Consider the following 20,007-nt stretch of genomic DNA (forward strand, 5'->3'; position numbering starts at 1 on the left):
TCGGATGGCGCGTCGGCAGCATCGCTACGTCGGATTTATGGCCCTCGGCCTGGCGATGCTTTCGCCTGCCGCAGGCAAAGCGCAGGATCCGGACGATCTTGCGCCCTACAAGATGCTGCGGTCGCTGCAGTTCGTGCAGGATTCCGTCGTCGCCGGTGATCATTCGGCCGGCGAAATGCAGCGCTTCATGCTGGGCACCATCGACGAGCGGCTGCGAACCGCCGATACAAAGATTTTCGATGATGACCGCAATGTCGATGCGGCGCTGATCTATACAATGAGCGGCGGCAATCCCCAGACGCTCGAATATCTGATCGCCCATGACGTCGACGGTTATTTCGATAACCGCGTCACCGATGTGCTGCGCAAATATCTGACCGGCAAGGGGCTGCTCGTCGCCAAGACGCTGGAGGAAACCGCCAGGGAATATCGCGACAAGAAGATCGGTCCATACCTGGCGCTGATCGGCGGCAACGTGCTGATCGCCACGAAACCGACAGATGCGCTTGATCTCTACGACCAGGCACGCCTTGCCGCGCCGGGCACGATCGTCGAGGAGGCAGCCTTGCGCCGTTCCCTCGCCATCTGCGTCGACAAGCGAATGCTCGACAAGGGGCTCGCCTATTCGCAGCGTTATGCCAGGCGCTTCCTGCATTCGCCCTATGCCAGTCAGTTCGCCGATCTTTTCGTCAAGCTCGTCGTCGCCCATGATCACGACGTCAAACCGCAGGATGTCGTCGATATCCTCTCATTCATGGATGCCCCGCGCCAGCGCGAGGTCTATCTGCGCATCGCCCGCGCTGCCGCGATAGCGGGCAAGCCCGAGCTGGCGCGCATGGCGGTCGAACATGTGCAGTTCCTTGGCGCGGGCACCGACAACGCTTTCGGCCCGCTCGCCGATTTTTATGGCGGCATGGCCGGCCTTCCCACGGAGGATATCGACCAGGCGGCAAAGAATGTCAGCGGCATCGACGGCGAAACGCTCTCGCCGCGGGATCAGGCCCTGCAGGCGGCGGCGCGGTCCGTCGCCGAGCAGATCCTGCGTGCGCCGGATCCGGCAAGCTTGACGCAAGCATCGAATCCTAACACTTCTCATCAAGAAATCACTTCTGAAAAGGCTGCGGCGATAGCCACGCAACCGGGGACGCCAGGCGCGCCTCCCGAGCCTGTTCCAGGAGGTGTGGCATCGACTGGCCAGAGCCAGGATACCGACACCTCATTCAACGCATTTGTGACGACCAGCCGATCCAAGCTCGACGAGATCGATGGTCTTCTGGCGCAGGAAGGCAACGAACAATGATGGACTTGAGCGTCTCGGGCGGAGCCTCTGGTGCGGAGGCGGCTGCGGCCGCGAAATCTGCAAAGGCTGCAAAGGGGGATGCCGCCGGTCAGCAGGGCGGCTTCTCCCATGTGCTTGCTGAGACAGGCGGCAGCGCCGTCGACGGCGCGCCGGACGATGCACAGCCGGATCAGAGTGTCGCCAATGGCGATCCGGGGAAGGTGGCGCGGACGATCCGCAGCCGCAACGGCGCCAGACCGCTGATCGATCTCAGCGACGCCGCACTGAAGGCACAGGCCGAGGTGCAGCCAGAAACGGTCGCCAATGCCGAAAAGGTCGCCGCAAAGCCGGCGAAGGATGGGCTCAAATTGCCGGCAGGCGTCGGCAAGCCCGATCCCAAGGATCAGTCCGCCGACGAGGCCGCGCAGGTGGCCAAAGGCGTCAAGCGCGTCAAGACGGACGTCTCGAAAACAGATGCGGATACGGACGGTGAGGCCGAGGACGGCGGCGTTTCCGATGTGCTCGGCCTGCTGCAGCAGGAGCCCGCTGATGGCACGGTCGCTTTGCCGGCCGCCGCAGCCGCCCATCAAGCCGTTACCAAGACCGGCGAGGCCGGATCTGCCGAGAAGTCGGCCGCCGGTATCGTCGCCAAAACGAGCGGGCACGCATCCGACGCCCTGGGGGTTGTCAGCGGCAATGTCGAAAGCGTCAAGTCTGATGATATCAAGGTTCCCGGCGCCGAGAATACCGAAGCCGCCGACGGCCGGACGTTCCGGATCAGCCGCGCCGATGGCCGCGGCGTTTCGATGGACGTTCACCTCGGCGCGGAACAGGCCGGGTCCAAGGACGGTGCGAAGAAGACCGATGTCGAGAATGTCTCGGTCCTCGAATCGCGCCGCTATATCGGCCTGGCGCAGAATACCAATTCCGCTGCGGTCACCGCCGCTCTCTCCGGTGATTCCGAATGGGCGCGCGCCATGCAGCCGAGTTCGGCGCTCTCCAACGCGGCGGAATGGACGAGCACCGGCAAGGTGGTCAATACGCTGAAGATCCAGATGAACCCGATCGATCTCGGCCTGGTGACGGCGACCATGCGCCTGGCCGGCGACGCCCTGAACGTCGACCTGAAGGTCGAAACCGGCGCCGCCTACCGGCAGCTGAAGGAAGATCACGGCAAGATTCTCGAAGCGCTGCGCAGCCAGGGCTATGCGGTCGACAACGTCACCATCAGCATGGCCCCCGTCGAGCGATCCGACGCCGGCAACCAGGCCGGCAGCCAGGGGCAGGCCTCCCAGCAGCAGTCGCTGCCTCAGCAAGGGCAGGGCGGCGAGGCGCGCGAGCGCCACAATCAGATGGCGCAGCGGACGAATGGAGGCTTCAATGGCGCAGGCGAGACCGGTATCGAAGACGTCGCTGCTGGCGGTGCTCGCAGCAGCGGCGCTGGCGGCGTTTACCTCTGAGGCAGCCGCTTCCACCGGTGCCTGCGAACGCGAAATCCAGTCGGCTGCGGTCAAATACGGTATCCCGGAAGGCATCCTTTATTCGGTCGGCCTGACGGAGACCGGCCGCAGGGGCTCACTCTATCCCTATGCCATGAACGTCGAAGGCAAGGCGATTTTCCCGCCCTCGGAACAGGATGCGATGAGGCAGTTCGATGTGGCCCGCAGAAGCGGGGCGAAGCTCATCGACATCGGATGCATGCAGATCAATCACTATTATCACGGCGAGAATTTCCCCTCCGCCGAAGATATGTTCGATCCGCATCGCAATGTGGAATATGCGGCGAAGTTTCTCCGCAACCTGCATGACCGTCATGAGACCTGGACGATGGCGGTAGCAAGATACCACGCGGGTCCGAATAACAATCCCGCGCAGAAGCATTATGTCTGCCGCGTTATCGCCAATTTGGTGGCGACCGGCTATGGCAAGTGGACTCCCAATGCGAGTAACTTCTGCCAGAATTAATTCAACCAAAGAGAGAATTGCCAAATTGTGACCGAACTGTGTCGCAATGTGGCAGGAATCCGGCGCCAAATCGGTACGCAAGTCACAATTAACCGAGCGTTAACTTTTCCACGAAACTTTTGTGTGGATATCCAGGCGTAGCCACTAGATGTAGATCAAATCGCCACGCAGGTCTTAATCAATTATTAATTTCCGCCATTCACTTTAACGAGTTGTCGCCGATTCGTGCGATTCGTACCCATAGATCATCGAAGTGCCACACTGATTCGGAGGCGGACGAATGATCGTAGTGGTTGATGAGCGTGAGCTCGTAAAAGACGGATACACATCCCTGTTTGGCCGGGAGGGCATTCCCTCCACCGGCTTTGATCCATCGGAATTCGGCGAGTGGGTGCAGACTGCCGCCGATTCGGATATTGCGGCGGTCGAGGCCTTCCTGATCGGTCAGGGCCAGCGCAGCTTCGAATTGCCCCGGGCCATCCGGGACCGTTCGATGGCGCCGGTGATCGCGGTCAGCGACCAGCCCTCGCTTGAAAACACCCTTGCGCTTTTCGATTGCGGCGTCGACGACGTGGTGCGCAAACCGGTCCATCCGCGCGAAATTCTTGCCAGAGCGGCCGCGATCCGGCGCCGGCTGAAGGCGATCGCCAACTACACCGATATCGGTGGCATCCGCGTCTTCTCGGATGGCCGTGACCCCGAAATCAACGGCGAGGTCTTTGCGCTTCCCCGGCGCGAGCGCCGCATCCTCGAATATTTGATCGCCAACCGCGGTCGCCGGGTCACCAAGACCCAGATCTTCAACGCCATCTACGGCATCTTCGATGAAGAGGTCGAGGAGAACGTCGTCGAAAGCCACATCTCGAAGCTGCGCAAGAAGCTGCGCAAGAAGCTCGGCGTCGATCCGGTCGATTCCAAGCGCTTCCTCGGCTACTGCATCGATTGGGCCTGATTTTTCCGGCCGGGTGGCGGCCCCCGGCTGAACCTCGATATTGGCCTTGCTGCTCGCCATGACAGACAGCTTCACGCAAGGCCCGACAAATACTCTCGAGTTTAACAGGTAAAACGAGGTTTTCAGATGAGCATTTTCGGCAGCATGAAGACGGCAGTGTCGGGCATGAACGCGCAGGCCAACCGCCTCAGCACCGTCTCCGACAACATCGCCAACGTGAACACCACCGGTTACAAGGCCGTATCGACGAGCTTCTCCTCGTTGGTTCTTCCCTCCTCGGGCGGCAACTACAATTCCGGCGGCGTTCAGACCTCCGTGCGCCAGGCCGTCTCCGACCAGGGTGATATTTCTTACACGACCTCCACCACCGATCTTGCGATTTCGGGCGACGGCTTCTTCATCGTCCAGGGTCCCGACGGCACCCCGGTTCTGACCCGCGCCGGCGACTTCCAGAAGGACGATGAAGGCAATCTCGTCAATGCCGCCGGCTTCCAGCTGATGGGTTATTCCTACGACTCCGGCGCTCCCGCCGTCGTAGTCAACGGCTTCGACGGCCTCGTTCCCGTCAACGTCAATCAGGAGGGGCTGACCGCGATCGCCTCGACATCGGGTGTCTTCAAGGGCAATCTCGATTCCGGCGCCAATATCGCTCCGGTCGCTCCGGCGACGCTGCCGAGCGCGAACGCCGCCACCACGACCGCCGACACCAAGAAGTTTTCGATGGTCGCCTACGACCATCTCGGCAACAAGGTGATGTACGACTTCTACTTCACCAAGACCTCGGTCGTGACACCGCCGCCGGCAACCGGTACGGCGAGCACTTGGGAGGTCGCGGTCTTCCGCAACGCCGATGCGGCGACGGGCGGTACGACCTCCTTCCCTTACACCGGCGGCGCCGGCGCCGTTGTCGCCTCCGGAAACCTCACATTCGACCGCAACGGCAAGATGCTGACGGGCGGCGCCCTCACCATTGCCGATACGACGAATGCTCTATCGATCAACATGGATCTCTCCGGCTTCACGCAGCTGGGCGCCGCCTTTGCCGGCACCGGTACACCGAACGGCCAGGCGGCGAGCCCGGTCAAGGATGTCACGATCGATGGCGATGGCATCGTCTACGCCAAATACGAAGACGGCAGTACCAAGCCGCTTTATCGTATTCCGCTCGCCAATGTCGCAAGCCCGGACAAGCTGACGCTGATGAGCGGCAACGTCTACAGTGCCAATGGCCAGTCGGGCGTCACCGTCACCGGCTTCCCTCAGACCAACGGCCTCGGCACGATCAAGTCAGGCGCTCTGGAAGGTTCGAACGTCGATCTTGCCGGCGAACTGACCGAGATGATCGAAGCGCAGCGCAGCTACACCGCCAATTCGAAAGTGTTCCAGACGGGGTCCGACATCATGGACGTCCTCGTCAACCTCAAGAGATAAGTAGGGTAACGGGTAAGCCATGTCGCTCACGTCCGCACTTAATACCGCGCAGAACATATTCAACAATACCGGCACGCAGAGCAGTGTCGTATCGAACAATATCTCGAATGCGGGCAATAAAGATTATGTGCGCCGGCAGGCGATGCTCACCACGTCCCTGAATGGCGCGCAGGTCGTCCAGATCAACCGGGCACAGGAAGACGCCCTGCTGCGCCAGTATCTGAAGACATCCTCTCAGGACAGCGCTCAGCAGACCCTGCTGGGCGGCCTCGAAGATCTCAAATCGATCATGGGTGGCAACGACTACGAAACCTCGCCGTCGACTTATCTCGGTGTTTTCCAACAGAAACTGCAGGCTTTCAGAACCTCGCCGGGCAGCACCGTCGCCGCACAGGGGGCCATCACCGCCGCCCAGGATGTCGCCAACTCGTTGAACAATGCCTCGCAGTCCGTTCAGGACGTTCGCGCCAACGCCGACAAGGAAATCACCACCGCCGTCGATACGCTGAATACGCTCCTCGGCCAGTTCGAGAAGGCTAACAATGCGGTCAAGACCGCCACTGCCTCCGGTACGGATGCATCCGGCGCTCTCGATGAACGCGAGAAAGTTCTGAAGCAGATTTCGCAAATCGTCGGCGTCAGTGCGACGACGCGCGACAACAACGACATGGTGCTGAGCACGCCGGACGGAACGATCCTCTTCGAGACGATCCCGCGCAAGGTGACGTTCAAGTCCCAGGATATCTATACCGCCACCACGATCGGCAATTCTGTCTATATCGACGGTGTTGCGCTGCCGCTCGGCAAAGGTTCGACGACGACGGGGCAGGGAAGCCTCCAGTCGCTCCTGCAGATTCGCGACGAGATTGCCCCCAACTTCCAGAAGCAGCTCGACGAAATCGCCCGTGGCCTCGTCTCGCTCTTCAAGGAGCAGAACACGGCAGGGCCGCCGGCCTATGTGCCAGGCCTTTTCACCTGGAGTGGCGGCACGGTCGATACTGGCGCCACCGCGGTCGCTGGGATGGCGTCTACCATCACGGTCAGCACCCGCGTAATCACCTCGCAGGGCGGCGATCCGATGCGTCTGCGCGATGGTGGCGTCAACGCCGCCGGCGTCGTCCTGAACACGTCAGGCGTCAGCGGTTATACGGCTGAACTCGACCGCCTTTATACGGCGATGACATCCGACATGGATTTCGACCCGGCAGCTGGAGCGCCGGTCGGCTTCGACGCCACGACGGGCATCGATTCCAACGTCAGCATCATGGAATATGCCACGAATTCCCTCGGCTGGCTCGAGCAGTACCGCAGCAACGCGACGACGGCGGCCGAAAACACTTCGGCGGCACTGTCGCGCTCCGACGAAGCCTATTCCAATGAGACCGGCGTCAACCTCGACGAGGAGCTGACGCTGCTCCTTGATATCGAGCAGTCCTACAAAGCGGCGACCAAGATTCTGAACGCCGTAGACGAAATGCTGAAGTCATTGCTGGATATTGCGAGTTAAGCCATGAAGAGCTCATTTATTTCAAGTTCAGCCATTCAGAATGCAATGCGGTTGACGATCCGTCAGGCGCAGAACCAGATGACGAAGGCGACGATGGAAGCGACCACGGGGGTCTATGCGGATATCGGCGTCTCGCTCGGCGGCAATGCAGCCAGAAGCGTAGATTTCACCCGCGAGACCGACAGAATCGATTCAATCAAATCAAGCAATTCGCTTGTCAGCGCACGCATGGAATCCTCGCAGCTCGGTCTTTCCAAGATGAAGGACGTCGGCGATGGCCTCGTTTCGAAACTGACGGCGCTGCAGGGTAGCCATGATCCGGGCAGCATAACCGTCGCCATTCAGTCGGCCACCAGCGCACTTTCGACCATGATGGATACGGCCAACACCATGGTGAACGGGGAATATCTGTTCTCCGGCATCAACACGGACGTGCAGCCGCTGACCGACAAGACGACGGCCACGAGCGCCGCCATCGTCACTGCGCTCAACACTTATGCGGCCGGTCTCGTTCCGCCGAAAGCGGTCAGCGACCTCACCGGCGCTGAAATGGAGACCTTCATCACGTCGACGGTCGAGCCGATGTTCAGCGAAGCGAACTGGACGGCTGCAGGGACCGGCTGGTCGCAGGCGTCGAGCCAGAACATGACGAGCCGCATCAGCAACTCGGAAGTGATCGAATCTTCAACCAATGCCAATTCCGAAGGCATGCGCTATTTGGCGCTTGCTTCGGTCATGACCACCGCCCTGCTCGGCCAGAACCTCAGCACCGATGCAATGACGACGGTGTCCAAGCAGGCCATCAGCTACACGGCCAAAGCCACAAGCGGCCTCGTGACGCAGGCAAGTCAGCTTGGCCTCTCCCAGGAGCGCGTCAAGAAGTCCAATGACGCTCTCGACGCTCAGTCGAACATCATCAAGAACAAGCTGGTCGATCTCCAGGGCGTCGATCCCTACGAAGCCTCGACCCTCGTCAAGACTTTGGAAACGCAGCTTGAAACCGCTTACACGATCGTCTCGAAGATCCAGCAGTTGAGTCTCGTAAACTACCTTTGATGATCAAAGGCGCGCACAGAAGGATGCATGAATGTATCAGTTCTCATATGCCGAAGTCATGCAGGACTCGGTGGCCGACGCGAAAGAGCGGGAATGGCAGGTTCTTGACCGGTCCATAGAACTGCTGGCGTTGGCGCGCGACAAGGAAAAATACGGTCGGGAAGCCATCGAAGCCCTGTTTTATACGCGCCGGGTTTGGATCAGCTTTATCGAGGATCTGAAACATCCGGAAAACCAGCTGGATATCCAGCTCAGGGCCAACCTCATCTCGATTGCGATCTGGATATTGAAGGAATGCGACAGGATCAGAAAACGTCTGTCTAATAACTACCAGGGCATCATCGACGTTACCACCATCATCAGGGATGGACTTAAATGAAAAGTACACTTCGCATTTCTCTGAAGGCCGGAGAAAGAATCTTCATCAACGGCGCCGTCCTGCGTGTCGACCGCAAGGTCGCGCTGGAATTCCTGAACGATGTGACGTTCCTTCTCGAGAATCACGTCCTCCAGCCGGAAGGCGCAACGACGCCCCTGCGCCAGCTCTATTTCATCGCGCAGATGATCCTCATCAATCCCGAGGGCAAGGATCACTCGACGGCGATGTTCCGCAAGTCGATCACCATGCTGCTCACCTGCTTCAAGAACGAAGAGATCCTCGCTGAGTTGAAGCGGATCGATGCGCTTGTGTCGACCGGCCGCGCCTTCGACGCCTTGAAGGCGATCCGCGGTCTCTACGCGATCGAAGACAATATCCTCAACAATCACGAACTGCCCCCGACGATGGTCGAGCAAATTCGCAGGGAGATCGCACCATGGCGGTAGACGCAACGTCAAGCGTGACGAGTTCGACCACGACGAGCTCGAGCTCAACTCAGAGCAAGGCGACGCTGAACTACGACAACTTCCTTCAGCTGCTCATCGCGCAGATGAAGAACCAGGATCCGACCGATCCGATGGATGCAAGCGAACAGGTCGCTCAGCTTGCCACCTTCTCGCAGGTCGAGCAGACGATCCAGACCAACACCAAGCTGGATACGCTCCTGGCAAGCTCAAGCCTGACCCAGGCCAGCAGCTATGTCGGCAAATATATGGAAAGCGCCGACGGCACCGTCAAAGGCGTCATCGATTCCGTCAAGGTTTATTCCGACGGCATCATTGCGACGACCACGGATGGCGATAAGATACTCGTGCAGGCGGGAATCACTGTCGCCGACGAGGCGCCGAGCAGCAGCTCCTGACGCAAAGGGGTGTCAGCGCGCCTGACAATGCCGATCAATCGCAGCCCTGTCATAACGGGGCTGCTTCGGGGCGATATGAGGTTGCCTTCAGATGAATGAAGCTGATGCATTGGATCTGTTCCAGGCCGCAATCTGGACGGTCCTGATTGCCTCCGGTCCGGCGGTTCTCGCTGCGATGGTGGTGGGTCTCGTCATCGCCTTGATCCAGGCGCTGACCCAGGTGCAGGAAGCGACACTGACCTTCGTGCCGAAGATTGTCGCGGTGCTGGTCGTGGTCGGAATCACCGCCCCCTTCGTCGGCTCGCAGATCTCCATTTTCACCAATCTGGTCTTTTCGCGCATTCAGTCGGGTTTCTGAGCCACCTTCGCGCAAGCTTCGCCATTTAATTCTCGATCCGAATTGGGCGGACTCATGTCCGCCTCCTCTCATGAAGAGACGGAATCGTCATGGCGCAACCACCTGCACTCCCCCTTCCGAAAGTCGCCCCGAGCCTGCGCGATATCGGTTTTGCCCTCGGCATCATCGGCATCATCTGCATTCTCTTCCTGCCGATCCCGCCGTTCCTGATCGATATGGGGCTGGCCTTCTCGATTGCTTTCTCGGTGCTGATCCTGATGGTCGCGCTATGGATTCAGAAGCCGCTCGATTTCTCGTCTTTTCCGACCATTCTGCTGATCGCAACGATGACACGATTGGCGCTGAACATCGCGACGACCCGCGTCATCCTGTCCCACGGCAATGAAGGCCACGATGCGGCCGGCGGCGTCATTGCCGGTTTCGCCAGTCTCGTCATGTCCGGCGACTTCGTCATCGGTCTGATCGTCTTCCTGATCCTCATCACCATCAACTTCATCGTCATCACCAAGGGCGCCACGCGTATCGCCGAAGTCGGCGCGCGTTTCACCCTGGACGCCATCCCCGGTAAGCAGATGTCGATCGACGCCGATCTCTCGGCCGGCATCATCGATGAAAAGGAAGCCCAGCGCCGGCGCAGAGAGCTCGAAGAGGAGAGCTCCTTCTTCGGGGCGATGGATGGTGCGTCGAAATTCGTGCGCGGCGATGCCGTCGCCGGCCTCATCATCACCGCGATCAACGTCTTCGGCGGCATCATCATCGGCTATTTCCGTCACGGCATGCCGATTGGCGAAGCGGCCGACGTCTTCGTCAAGCTCTCCGTCGGCGACGGCCTCGTCTCGCAGATGCCGGCCCTCATCGTTTCGCTCGCAGCCGGCCTTCTCGTGTCACGCGGCGGTACGACCGGCTCCACGGACCAGGCTGTCGTCAACCAGCTGAGCGGCTATCCCCGCGCGCTCTCCGTCTCGGCCGTCTTGATGTTCGTTCTCGGCCTGATGCCGGGCCTGCCGACCATTCCCTTCACCGTTCTCGGCGGTCTTCTCGCCTTCGGCGCCTGGTTCATTCCGCGGCAGGTCGAGGCTGAAAACAAGCTTCGCCGCGAACAGGAGGAAAAGAAGGTCGTCCAAAGCAAGGAGCTGGAGAAGGATTCGGTCAAGTCGGTGCTCCGCACCTCCGAGATCGAGCTCGCGCTCGGCAAGATGGTGTCGACCCGCCTGCTCGGCGCTCACCAGGAGCTGGCGTTCCGCGTCGGCAAGATGCGCAAGAAGTTCGCCACTCAATACGGTTTCGTCGTGCCGGAAATCAAGGTCACGGACGACATCGCCATTCCCGAGAAGTCCTATCAGATCCGCATCCATGGCACGACGGTCGCATCCAACCTGCTGCGCGTAGGTGAAGTCCTGGTCGTCACCGGCGCCGGTCGCAAGCCGAGCATTCCCGGCGACGAAATCCGCGAACCCGCTTTCGGCATGCCGGCTGTCTCGATCCTCGAAAACTTCGCCGACGATCTGAAACGCGAAGGCTTCCAGCCGATCGACAACGTCTCCGTCGTGCTCACGCACATGAGCGAGGTCATCCGCAACAACCTGCCGCAACTTCTATCCTACAAGGACGTCAAGGTGCTGATCGACCGCCTCGATCCGGAATACAAGAAGCTTGCCGATGAGATCTGCTCGTCGCACATGTCCTATTCCGGCCTGCAGGCGGTGCTCAAGCTCCTGCTTGCCGAGCGCGTTTCGATCCGCAACCTGCATCTCATTCTCGAAGCGGTGGCCGAGCTTGCCCCGCATGTCAGGAAGACCGAGCAGATCGTCGAGCATGTCCGCATCCGCATGGCCCAGCAGCTCTGCGGCGATCTCGCCGATAATGGCGTCTTGCGTGTCTTGCGCCTCGGCAGCAAATGGGATCTCGCCTTCCACCAGGCGCTGAAGCGCGATGCCAAGGGCGAGGTGATCGAATTCGACATCGATCCGCGCAGCCTGGAGGAGTTCAGCGAGCAGGCCAGCAAAGTTATCCGTGAGTTCATGGATCGCGGCCTGCCATTCGCCCTTGTCACGTCGCCGGAAACACGATCCTATGTGCGCATGATCATCGAACGGCTGTTCGCCACGCTCCCGGTCCTGTCGCATGTCGAATTGGCCAAGGGCATCGAGATAAAGATTTTGGGCTCGATTTCATGATAACAGACCCGCAAGGGACGGTTCTTGCGCTGTTTCTGGTTTTCTGCCGGATCGGCGGCTGTGTGCTGGTTCTTCCGGGTTTTTCCTCGGCGCGCGTGCCTGAGCAGCTGCGCGTCTTCATTGCTCTCGCGCTGTCGATCGCCGTCATGCCGCTGCTCTGGGATACCGTTTATCCCGCCGTTCATACGGGATCCGCGACCTATATCGGCCTGATCTTCAGCGAATCACTGATCGGCGTGATGTACGGCATGCTGGCCAGACTCTATACGCTCGGCATGCAATTCGCTGCGACGATCCTCGCCATGATGGTCGGCTATACCCAGCCGGGTTCGGCCGATGTCATCGAAGACACTCCCGAGACCAGCCTTTCCGCCTTCATCACCTTTGCCGGCATCATGATTCTCTTCATCATGGATTTCCACCACATCGTCTTCCGCGCCCTGATCGATTCCTACACGACCATGCCTTTCGGCGGCCTGGTGCAGATGCGCGCGACGCTGATCTCCTTCACCGACACGCTCGAGCAGACGACCTACATCATGCTGCGGCTGTCGAGCCCCTTTCTGATCTACGGCATGATCTTCAACGTCTCGATCGGCTTCATCAACAAGCTGGCGCCGCAGATCCCGGTCTATTTCATTTCCACGCCCTATCTCCTGATGGGCGGGCTCTTCCTTCTTTACATCTCGATTGCGGCGCTGGTCAGCCAGTTCGGCCAAGCCTTCAGTTCGATCTATATCGGGCGATGAGGCTGTCATGATCGAGAAGAGCCGCTCCCAGAAGCTCAAGCGTCTCCTGTCGGTGCAGCGGCATATCGAAAGGATGGCGGAAAACGATCTGGCCGAAACCAGCCGTCAACGCATCGAGGTCAATGCGGCGATGGACGATGTCATCGTCGCGCTTGGCTCGATGGATCCCGTCCACCACGCTTTCTCGCAGAATTATGCCGATCGATTCGGCAGGCTCACCATCAAGGATCAGCAGCTGACCGGCATGCAGCAGATCCACGAGATGCGGCTGTCGCGCGAGCGCGCCAAGGCCGATCGGCTGCAAGAGGGCATGAAAGAGGCCTTGGACGCTGAGCGCCGCGAGGCCGACGACAATGCCGTTTACGATGTAATCGATCAGCAATTCGCAACGCCAGCCTCCAGCAAGCTTCAAAAACCATAATCGTTGCGATCTTAATTCAGAGGATTGTAACGTGGCTATTGCGCCCCCCAGTGATCTGGTCCTGGACGTGGTCAAAGCTGCCGACCCCATGGAGGTTCAGGCAGCCCAGGAAAAATTGAAGGCAAACCGTGCGGCTTTTGCCGCGACGAGCCTCGCCGAGAACGGCAAGGGCTTCTCCAATACGGTCGACGTTCTCGATCATATCGGCCAGAAGAGCGGCCTCTCCAACATCCAGAACCGCGCCAAGACCGAGGAGGTTCCGGAAAGCTACCGGAAGTTCGAGGCCATGGTGCTGCAGAACTTCGTCAAGTCGATGCTGCCGAGCGAGAGCGAAGACGTTTACGGCAAGGGCGCGACCGGCGATATCTGGAAGGGCATGATGGCCGAGCAGCTCGGCAACACCATGGCCAAGGGCGATGGCATCGGCATCGCCAAGCAGATGTACAGCGAGCAGCTGCGCCGCCAGGAAGGCAAGATCGTCAACGCTTCGACCGATGATCGCGACCGCAACACAGCGCTCAGCATGATCGACGACTTCCAGCGCAGGACCTTCGGCACGCCGACCGCCGACTCCAAGACAGCAAGCGACACATAATCGAGGACACAATGGAAATAGTTTCGAACGAATACAGGATCAAATCCGTTCTCGGACGCCTCGAGATGATCATCGACAATGAGAACACCCGGATCGGCAACGATCCGCAATTTGATCTCAAGGTCTCCAACGCGCACAAGAGCCGTTGCCTCTACGAGCTGTCGATGCTTTTCCGCGATACCGATCCGGCCGAGCTTGCCGCTGCCCATCTCGATCAGCTGCACGGCCTGAAAAAGAAACTGGTTCTGAACGCCAGGCGTGTCGAGGCGCATCTGGAAGCGGTTCGTGCCGTGGCCGACCTCCTGAAGAATGCGGTTCAGGACGCCGACGCCGACGGCACCTATTCCCAGGAACAATTCGCCGCGCGTGGAAACTGATGGTCAAGCTCGTCCTTACCGGTATCTGGGTTTGCGCCATCACCTTGGCCTCAGTCTATTTTTCGGTGTACCTGGCGACGGCGCCGGCGCCCGCGGCAACGGATTCCAAGCAGAGCGCGCTCGAACTGGTGAAGGGTGAAACGATCACTGTGCCGGTCATCGGCGACGGTGCGATCACCGGTTATTTTCTCGGCCGCATTTCCTTCATGATGAACAAGGACATGCTGAAGGGCGTGACCTTGCCGCTCACCGAGATGACGACCGACGAACTTTTCAGCCTGCTCGTCGGCAACAAGATGGTCGATCTTGCCCACATCAAATCCTTCGACCCGAAAGCCTTTCGCGAGGAGATCAGGAAGGGCATGAACGAGCGCCTCGGCGGCGAGTATGTCGCTGACGTGATGCTGGAGCAGCTCGATTATCTCTCCAAGGAAGAGGTCAAGGAAAATTCGGCCGGTCAACCGAAGAAGCTCGGCGCACCGGTCAAGATCGTCGAGGGCGCCCCAGCCGAGGAAGCATCGGCCCCCGCACATTGAAGCAACCGATCATCGATGCACAAACGGCGCCGTCGGGCGCCGTTTGTCGTTGGGCCGCCTTTGGTTAACAAACTACTTATGCGAGCATCAAAATCCAAGGAATTTTCCTAAGGGTTGTTTGAAACCGTCCTGCTATATCAGGTGGCACAGCTTGGCATGCGCCGTTTTCCGCGATCGGGGCGACGCCGTCCATGCGTGACGCGACCGGTTCTTTCGAGACCTCCGGGGTGCGGAAATATGGGCTTGTTTTCCGGGATTTCGGGCGCATGACGCACCCTCGGCAGGAGGTAGGAATGAATTTGATTGCAAACTTCGCGGTGCTTGCGTCGCGGCGGACGATCTTCGATCTGCCGGTCTGCGATCTCGGCTGGGACGATGCCCTCGTTTTTATCAACGAGCTGGCGTCCATTCCCGTCGGCCAGACCGTGGTTTGCTTCGTCAATGCCCATAACATGCTGACGGCGCTGCGCGACGATGAATATTACCGGATCATGTCGCACAACTTGGTGCTGCCGGATGGTATCGGCCTCAATATAGCATCGCAGATCGCCCATGGTGGGCCATTTCCCGCCAATCTGAACGGCACCGACTTCGTGCCGGCCCTGCTCACCTTCATGGAGACCCCGCGCCGCATCGGTCTCATCGGAGGCAAGCGCTCGGTCGTCGAGGCGGCGGCGGAAAATTTCCGCAAGCACACGCCCTGGCATGAGTTTGTGGTTATTTCCGATGGATTTTTCGACAAGGTCGACTCCACGGATGTCATCGAGGAGGTCGAGCGCCAGAAACTCGATATTCTGATCGTCGGCATGGGGACGCCGCTGCAGGAGAAATGGGTTCATGACAATATCCGTGCCGACCATGCGCGCCTGGTGCTGACGGTGGGCGCGCTCTTCGATTTCGTCTCCGGCGCCGTGCCGCGGGCGCCGAAGACCGTACGGATGATGCGTCTGGAATGGGCCTATCGCCTGATACAGGAGCCCGCGCGCCTGTGGCGGCGCTACATCGTCGGCATTCCGGTCTTCCTCTTTCATGTCCTGCGCTACCGCTTCCGCCGGCGCGAAAGAATGCTGAGCCATCCGGAAGAGGCCCGCAACGTCGTGCAGCCGGCGGCCGATCGCAAGAAGGCGAGCTGAGCCTGCAGTGTCCGCGCGTTTGACGCGCAGCAGCGCTATCGAGAATCGAACCGCAATTCTTGCCGGCTGCGGTTAACCATTTCTTTGCCATGAAAATTTAGAGTGACTTAATCATCTGCTTCGCATGCGGATGAGTAAACTCGGCCATCATGTGCATGAGATGTGGCGCAAATGTACGATAGCAGGGCCAGAAGTAGTTTTCTCGATCACGCAGCCGCAAGGCCGCGCGCCCATGACGATCCCTATCGGCCGCCCCGATCAAACGGACTGGACATCGCCCAGCCCGAAGCCGACCTGCTGCGCGCCATCGGCCGCGTGCTGGAAGAGCAGCGCATGAGGGCGGCGCCCGAGGCGCCGCTCGTCGGCCGCATCGAAACAATTCTCGGCAATCGCCTCCGGGCTGCCAATGATGTCGGCCGTCGTCTTCCGCCGGAACCAGCGCGATATGAAGAGCCGGTGGCTTCCGCCGGACAGCCGGCGATTTCGGTCGAACCCGCAATTCATCAGGAAACGCTCGAGCCCCGCCCGGCAGCACCGCAACGCCGTGCGGACAGGGCCGGCCTTGCGGTAACGGTCGCTGCGGCAACGATCCTGGGCGCCGGCCTGCCGATGCTGATGCCGGCTGCGCCCGTCCTCTACCGCGCCGAAGCGACGCTTGCTGTGAAAACGGATGCCGCAAGCCGCGCCGCTTTCACGCAGGCTGCGGCGAAGGGACTGCTGTCGGCGCGCGTGGCTGCGTCGACGGTCGCCACCCTGAAGCTCGATCACGATCCCGAATTCGTCGGCACGGGCGCCAATGCGTTCGCCGTTGCGCTCGATCTTCTCTCGGCGACCGGTGCTGCCGCCGATCCGGCCTCGCGCGCCGAGGTCGCGCTGAGACGTGCAGTCGAGATTGTGCCCGATGCCGCCGCCGGCACGATCCGGGTGCGGGTGACGACCGGCGACGGTGCCAAATCCACCCGTATCGCCGCAAGGCTGGCCGAGGCAGCGGGCGGCGACGCACGCGGCGGCAACGCCGAAACCGACGCGGTTTTGCGCAAGGCCTATGACGAGGCTCAGGCGGAGCTTGCCGCCTTCACGGCAAAGAGCGGCGAAGGCAACGTCAAGGTGGCGATCGATCTTCGCCGCCAGATCGACCGGCTTGATGCCGACCTGAAAGAGGCAGACCAGAACATTCTCGCGGCCAAGGCGCAGGCCGACCGGCTGAAGGCGGCGAAGCTTGCCGGCGTGCTGGACGGTTCCGTGCCCTCCGACATGCTCTCGCCAGCGATGCAGGACTGGCGCGACAAATATTCGGTCGCCAGGACGACGCTTGCGCAGCTTTCGGCTGAGCTTGGCCCGCGTCATCCGCGCCTGTTGCAACAGCAGGCCGAAACCGACGGCCTCAAGGAGAACATGGGCAGGGAGCTTGCCCGGCTCGCACAGGTCGCCAATGCCGCCGCCAAGGCTGCGGTCGATGCACGCAAGGGCCTGAACGACCGCCGCAACACGCTGATCGCCCAGAGCCGGGATACCGGCGTCGATCTGTCGCGGTTGACCGAGCTGCGAGAGAAGGCGAATGCCGCCCGCTCGCGCCTGGATGATGCGACGTCCGCATCGGCGACAGCCGGCGACGGCCATGTCACCGTTTTGAAACCGCCGCTGACATCGGCGATATCGGCAAAGAGTGGTCTGACCGGCCGCGCTCTGGCCGGCGCCGCCGCGGGCCTGGCATTCGGTCTTGCCCTGGCTTTCCTGCTGTCCTTGCGCAAATCCGTCGCGTCTCCTGCAACGGAGTTGCCGGCATCTCCGCCCGTTGCTTCTCCGCCGCCATTGCCCCTGCCAGCCCCGGCGGCGGTCGACGAGATCGCGCTGCTGCGCTCCGAAATCTCAGGCCTGCGGGACCGGCTTCGGGTTCATGTGATGGAAACGCGGCAACCGCGGCGCTGAAGCACCCATTTCCTTGCAAATTTGTTATTGCCTTGCCGCTTTCCGACAGGATAGGGCGTTAGCGGGCATTTGACGCTCGTCAACTATTCCTAGATTGACGCAAAACAGGGCGGAGATACGCGTGACGACAGTAATCGACGGCAAGAACGTAGCTGCATCGGTCATTCAGACGGTCAAGAGTGCGACGGCAGCGCTGGAAAAGATGAGCGGCGTCACGACAGGCCTTGCGGTCATCATCGTCGGCGACGATCCGGCAAGCCATGCCTATGTCGGCTCCAAGAGCCGCATGGCCAAGGAGTGTGGTTTCAAGTCCGTGCAGCACACGCTGCCGGCGGACACGAAGCAGGAAGAGCTCGCAGCGCTTGTCGCCACGCTTAACGCCGATCCGTCGATCCACGGCATCCTGGTGCAGTTGCCCCTGCCGAAACCGCTCGACAGTGAACCGATCATCCAGTCGATCCTGCCGGAAAAAGATGTCGATGGCCTCAGCGTCGTCAATGCCGGCAAGCTCGCCACCGGCGACCTGAAGACCGGTCTGGTCTCTTGCACGCCGGCCGGCGCCATGGTCTTCGTCCGCCGCACCCATGGCGAGGATCTCTCCGGGCTCAATGCTGTCGTCATCGGCCGTTCCAACCTGTTCGGCAAGCCGATGGCGCAATTGCTGCTCAACGCCAATGCGACGGTGACGATGGCTCACTCCAGAACCAGGAACCTCGCCGAGGTCTGCCGCAATGCCGATATTCTGGTCGCTGCCGTCGGCCGGCCGGAGATGGTCAAGGCCGATTGGGTCAAGCCGGGCGCAACCGTTATCGACGTCGGCATCAATCGCGTCCCGGCCCCCGAAAGAGGCGAGGGCAAGACCCGGCTCGTCGGCGACGTTGCCTTCCGCGAAGTCTCCGAGATCGCCAGCACCATTACGCCGGTTCCAGGCGGTGTCGGTCCGATGACCATCGCCATGCTGATGGCCAACACCGTCATCGCCGCCCACCGGGCCGCAGGGCAGACGCCGCCGCAGTTCTGATTAAGGCTGCTGCGGGGCAGGGCCGGTCGAGGCCCTGACGATCAGTTCGGTTTTCCAGAGCTCCTGTTCGGGAAAGGGGCCTGCCTGTTTCACCGTGCCGATCAGCCGCTGCGCGATGCGAACGCCTGCGGCCCGCAGCGAAGAGCGTGTCGTCGTCAGCGGCACCGAAAAACTCTCGGGCTTCAACAGCGGCAGCACGTCGTCATGGGCGATCAGCGAGATGTCTTCGCCGAGCCGCAATCCGGCCTGGTTCACTGCGCGGATCGCCCCGAGCGCCAGTACCGTGCTGGAGCAGAGGATTGCCGTCGGGCGGTTCGGCAGCTGCAGGAAGCGCTCCATCGAAAGCAGGCCCTGCTCATCGGTCATCAACGCATGGCTGATGCAATCCTCGTCGAGAGTGAGCCCGCGCTCGGCAAGAGCGGCTGTCACGCCATTCCTCCTGCGAATCGCGAAATCCAGATGCATTGGCCCGTTCATCAGCGCAAAGCGCGTATGGCCGAGCTGCAACAGGAGCCGCGCCGCATCGTAGAAGGCGCCCTCATTATCGATGTCGAGATAGGGATAGTCCGGATCCGTTCCGAAGGAGCGGCCATGCACGACATAGGGCATGGAGAGGGATTTCAGCATGGGAAGCCGCGGGTCGTGGCCGCGCATATAGGCGACGAACAGCGCATCGACATTGCCGCTGATCGCAAGGCGCCGGAGCGCCGCCACCTCGTCGTCCGGGTCGGATGGCATGATGACGAAGTGAAAATCGTGGCGCACGGCCTCTTCGCCGAGCCCGGCCAGAAATTCGCCGAAATGCACGTCGGACTGATGGCCCGGCGCCGTCGGCATGACGAGGCCGATCGAGCCCGCCTTGCCGGTCGCAAGCCGCTGGGCAGCCTTGTTCGGCCGGTATCCGGTTTCCTTGACAGCCTGGAGCACGCGCTCCCGGGTCGCTTCGTTGACCTCGGGATAGCCGTTGAGGGCTCGGCTCACTGTCGTCTGCGAAAGCCCCAGCAATTCCGATAGCTGTTTGAGATTCACCTGCTATGCTTCCTCCCGGCCCGCTTGGCGCCTCAACAGGCAAGCCGCCTCCCAGCGACATCCAAAGCGCTTTCAATTATGTATTCATTTGGCGCGCTTGACTCAAGAAAAATCGCTCCATATTGCCCAAGAGACACCGGTGGACGGCGCCCTTCCGCATGTCTGCGGCGACTTTTCGCGAAATGACTTGACTTCGCTCCACCGAAAGTGGAATGAGTTGGGTGCCAAAGCGCTTTGAAAATTTCCGTTGA

The 20,007-nt window shown here is 60.7% G+C and carries 21 protein-coding genes; 20 read left to right on the forward strand and 1 reads right to left on the reverse strand.

The annotated features are described in order from the left end of the window. The first annotated feature begins 4 nt into the window (after positions 1-4). From motC to folD, 20 genes are all read left to right on the forward strand, one after another. On the forward strand, positions 5-1,300 hold the full coding sequence (gene motC, locus FHT70_RS15565) for a chemotaxis protein MotC (RefSeq protein WP_183702687.1): 1,296 nt from the start codon (positions 5-7) through the stop codon (positions 1,298-1,300). Then, positions 1,297-2,739: a flagellar hook-length control protein FliK gene (locus tag FHT70_RS15570; RefSeq protein WP_183702690.1), complete on the forward strand. Its 1,443-nt coding sequence runs from the start codon at positions 1,297-1,299 to the stop codon at positions 2,737-2,739. The genes motC and FHT70_RS15570 overlap by 4 nt, the downstream gene beginning before the upstream one ends. After that, the gene (locus FHT70_RS15575; protein WP_183702693.1) at positions 2,660-3,244 is read left to right on the forward strand and encodes a lytic transglycosylase domain-containing protein; all 585 of its coding nucleotides are present in this window, start codon (positions 2,660-2,662) and stop codon (positions 3,242-3,244) included. Before FHT70_RS15570 ends, FHT70_RS15575 begins: the two co-directional genes overlap by 80 nt. A gap of 280 nt (positions 3,245-3,524) precedes the next feature. Beyond that, positions 3,525-4,196 (forward strand): winged helix-turn-helix domain-containing protein, encoded by a 672-nt coding sequence (locus FHT70_RS15580; RefSeq protein ID WP_064709879.1) that lies wholly within the window; start codon positions 3,525-3,527, stop codon positions 4,194-4,196. 126 nt (positions 4,197-4,322) lie between these two features. Further along, positions 4,323-5,627, forward strand: coding sequence for a flagellar hook protein FlgE (locus tag FHT70_RS15585; protein WP_085858094.1), 1,305 nt, complete (start codon positions 4,323-4,325; stop codon positions 5,625-5,627). A 19-nt stretch (positions 5,628-5,646) separates the two neighbouring features. Further along, positions 5,647-7,134 carry a flagellar hook-associated protein FlgK gene (gene flgK, locus FHT70_RS15590; protein ID WP_085776972.1) on the forward strand — a complete coding sequence of 496 codons (1,488 nt, stop codon included), beginning with the start codon at positions 5,647-5,649 and terminating at the stop codon, positions 7,132-7,134. A 3-nt stretch (positions 7,135-7,137) separates the two neighbouring features. Continuing rightward, a complete protein-coding gene (locus FHT70_RS15595) occupies positions 7,138-8,190 on the forward strand; it encodes a flagellar hook-associated family protein (protein ID WP_097600338.1) in 1,053 nt (350 codons plus the stop codon). 31 nt (positions 8,191-8,221) lie between these two features. Beyond that, the gene (gene flaF / locus FHT70_RS15600) at positions 8,222-8,569 is read left to right on the forward strand and encodes a flagellar biosynthesis regulator FlaF (protein ID WP_064800698.1); all 348 of its coding nucleotides are present in this window, start codon (positions 8,222-8,224) and stop codon (positions 8,567-8,569) included. Beyond that, entirely contained in the window at positions 8,566-9,015 is a 450-nt protein-coding gene (flbT, locus tag FHT70_RS15605) for a flagellar biosynthesis repressor FlbT (protein ID WP_012482697.1), read from the forward strand. The genes flaF and flbT overlap by 4 nt, the downstream gene beginning before the upstream one ends. Next, positions 9,006-9,431, forward strand: a complete 426-nt coding sequence (gene flgD, locus FHT70_RS15610; RefSeq protein ID WP_085776974.1) for a flagellar hook assembly protein FlgD — start codon at positions 9,006-9,008, stop codon at positions 9,429-9,431. The genes flbT and flgD overlap by 10 nt, the downstream gene beginning before the upstream one ends. Before the next feature lie 91 nt (positions 9,432-9,522). After that, positions 9,523-9,789 carry a flagellar biosynthesis protein FliQ gene (fliQ, locus tag FHT70_RS15615; protein ID WP_011424049.1) on the forward strand — a complete coding sequence of 89 codons (267 nt, stop codon included), beginning with the start codon at positions 9,523-9,525 and terminating at the stop codon, positions 9,787-9,789. A gap of 89 nt (positions 9,790-9,878) precedes the next feature. Continuing rightward, complete coding sequence (gene flhA / locus FHT70_RS15620; protein ID WP_085776975.1) at positions 9,879-11,966, forward strand: flagellar biosynthesis protein FlhA; 2,088 nt, start codon at positions 9,879-9,881, stop codon at positions 11,964-11,966. Next, positions 11,963-12,715, forward strand: a complete 753-nt coding sequence (fliR, locus tag FHT70_RS15625; RefSeq protein WP_085776976.1) for a flagellar biosynthetic protein FliR — start codon at positions 11,963-11,965, stop codon at positions 12,713-12,715. The genes flhA and fliR overlap by 4 nt, the downstream gene beginning before the upstream one ends. A 7-nt stretch (positions 12,716-12,722) precedes the next feature. After that, positions 12,723-13,136, forward strand: coding sequence for a hypothetical protein (locus FHT70_RS15630; RefSeq protein ID WP_183702696.1), 414 nt, complete (start codon positions 12,723-12,725; stop codon positions 13,134-13,136). Positions 13,137-13,167: 31 nt separating this feature from the next. Next, positions 13,168-13,731, forward strand: coding sequence for a rod-binding protein (locus FHT70_RS15635; protein ID WP_183702699.1), 564 nt, complete (start codon positions 13,168-13,170; stop codon positions 13,729-13,731). Between the two features lie 11 nt (positions 13,732-13,742). Continuing rightward, complete coding sequence (locus FHT70_RS15640; RefSeq protein WP_003556590.1) at positions 13,743-14,108, forward strand: hypothetical protein; 366 nt, start codon at positions 13,743-13,745, stop codon at positions 14,106-14,108. Further along, entirely contained in the window at positions 14,108-14,644 is a 537-nt protein-coding gene (locus tag FHT70_RS15645; RefSeq protein ID WP_183702702.1) for a hypothetical protein, read from the forward strand. The genes FHT70_RS15640 and FHT70_RS15645 overlap by 1 nt, the downstream gene beginning before the upstream one ends. 293 nt (positions 14,645-14,937) lie before the next feature. Beyond that, positions 14,938-15,777: a WecB/TagA/CpsF family glycosyltransferase gene (locus FHT70_RS15650; RefSeq protein ID WP_183702705.1), complete on the forward strand. Its 840-nt coding sequence runs from the start codon at positions 14,938-14,940 to the stop codon at positions 15,775-15,777. 171 nt (positions 15,778-15,948) lie between these two features. Continuing rightward, positions 15,949-17,706, forward strand: coding sequence for a succinoglycan biosynthesis protein exop (locus FHT70_RS15655; RefSeq protein WP_183702708.1), 1,758 nt, complete (start codon positions 15,949-15,951; stop codon positions 17,704-17,706). Between the two features lie 121 nt (positions 17,707-17,827). Beyond that, positions 17,828-18,727 (forward strand): bifunctional methylenetetrahydrofolate dehydrogenase/methenyltetrahydrofolate cyclohydrolase FolD, encoded by a 900-nt coding sequence (gene folD / locus FHT70_RS15660; RefSeq protein ID WP_183702711.1) that lies wholly within the window; start codon positions 17,828-17,830, stop codon positions 18,725-18,727. On the opposite strand, the gene FHT70_RS15665 is transcribed toward folD, so the two are convergent. Then, on the reverse strand, positions 18,728-19,756 hold the full coding sequence (locus tag FHT70_RS15665) for a substrate-binding domain-containing protein (protein ID WP_183702714.1): 1,029 nt from the start codon (positions 19,754-19,756) through the stop codon (positions 18,728-18,730). Positions 19,757-20,007 lie beyond the last annotated feature (251 nt).

It is taken from the genome of Rhizobium sp. BK049, assembly GCF_014193135.1.
In the GTDB taxonomy this organism is placed as follows: domain Bacteria; phylum Pseudomonadota; class Alphaproteobacteria; order Rhizobiales; family Rhizobiaceae; genus Rhizobium.

Bases quoted from the DNA above. Each gene is read 5' to 3' on its own strand.
- motC (WP_183702687.1), top strand. From the start codon at position 5: ATGGCGCGTCGGCAGCATCGCTACGTCGGATTTATGGCCCTCGGCCTG.
- FHT70_RS15570 (WP_183702690.1), top strand. From the start codon at position 1,297: ATGATGGACTTGAGCGTCTCGGGCGGAGCCTCTGGTGCGGAGGCGGCT.
- FHT70_RS15575 (WP_183702693.1), top strand. From the start codon at position 2,660: ATGGCGCAGGCGAGACCGGTATCGAAGACGTCGCTGCTGGCGGTGCTC.
- FHT70_RS15580 (WP_064709879.1), top strand. From the start codon at position 3,525: ATGATCGTAGTGGTTGATGAGCGTGAGCTCGTAAAAGACGGATACACA.
- FHT70_RS15585 (WP_085858094.1), top strand. From the start codon at position 4,323: ATGAGCATTTTCGGCAGCATGAAGACGGCAGTGTCGGGCATGAACGCG.
- flgK (WP_085776972.1), top strand. From the start codon at position 5,647: ATGTCGCTCACGTCCGCACTTAATACCGCGCAGAACATATTCAACAAT.
- FHT70_RS15595 (WP_097600338.1), top strand. From the start codon at position 7,138: ATGAAGAGCTCATTTATTTCAAGTTCAGCCATTCAGAATGCAATGCGG.
- flaF (WP_064800698.1), top strand. From the start codon at position 8,222: ATGTATCAGTTCTCATATGCCGAAGTCATGCAGGACTCGGTGGCCGAC.
- flbT (WP_012482697.1), top strand. From the start codon at position 8,566: ATGAAAAGTACACTTCGCATTTCTCTGAAGGCCGGAGAAAGAATCTTC.
- flgD (WP_085776974.1), top strand. From the start codon at position 9,006: ATGGCGGTAGACGCAACGTCAAGCGTGACGAGTTCGACCACGACGAGC.
- fliQ (WP_011424049.1), top strand. From the start codon at position 9,523: ATGAATGAAGCTGATGCATTGGATCTGTTCCAGGCCGCAATCTGGACG.
- flhA (WP_085776975.1), top strand. From the start codon at position 9,879: ATGGCGCAACCACCTGCACTCCCCCTTCCGAAAGTCGCCCCGAGCCTG.
- fliR (WP_085776976.1), top strand. From the start codon at position 11,963: ATGATAACAGACCCGCAAGGGACGGTTCTTGCGCTGTTTCTGGTTTTC.
- FHT70_RS15630 (WP_183702696.1), top strand. From the start codon at position 12,723: ATGATCGAGAAGAGCCGCTCCCAGAAGCTCAAGCGTCTCCTGTCGGTG.
- FHT70_RS15640 (WP_003556590.1), top strand. From the start codon at position 13,743: ATGGAAATAGTTTCGAACGAATACAGGATCAAATCCGTTCTCGGACGC.
- FHT70_RS15645 (WP_183702702.1), top strand. From the start codon at position 14,108: ATGGTCAAGCTCGTCCTTACCGGTATCTGGGTTTGCGCCATCACCTTG.
- FHT70_RS15650 (WP_183702705.1), top strand. From the start codon at position 14,938: ATGAATTTGATTGCAAACTTCGCGGTGCTTGCGTCGCGGCGGACGATC.
- FHT70_RS15655 (WP_183702708.1), top strand. From the start codon at position 15,949: ATGTACGATAGCAGGGCCAGAAGTAGTTTTCTCGATCACGCAGCCGCA.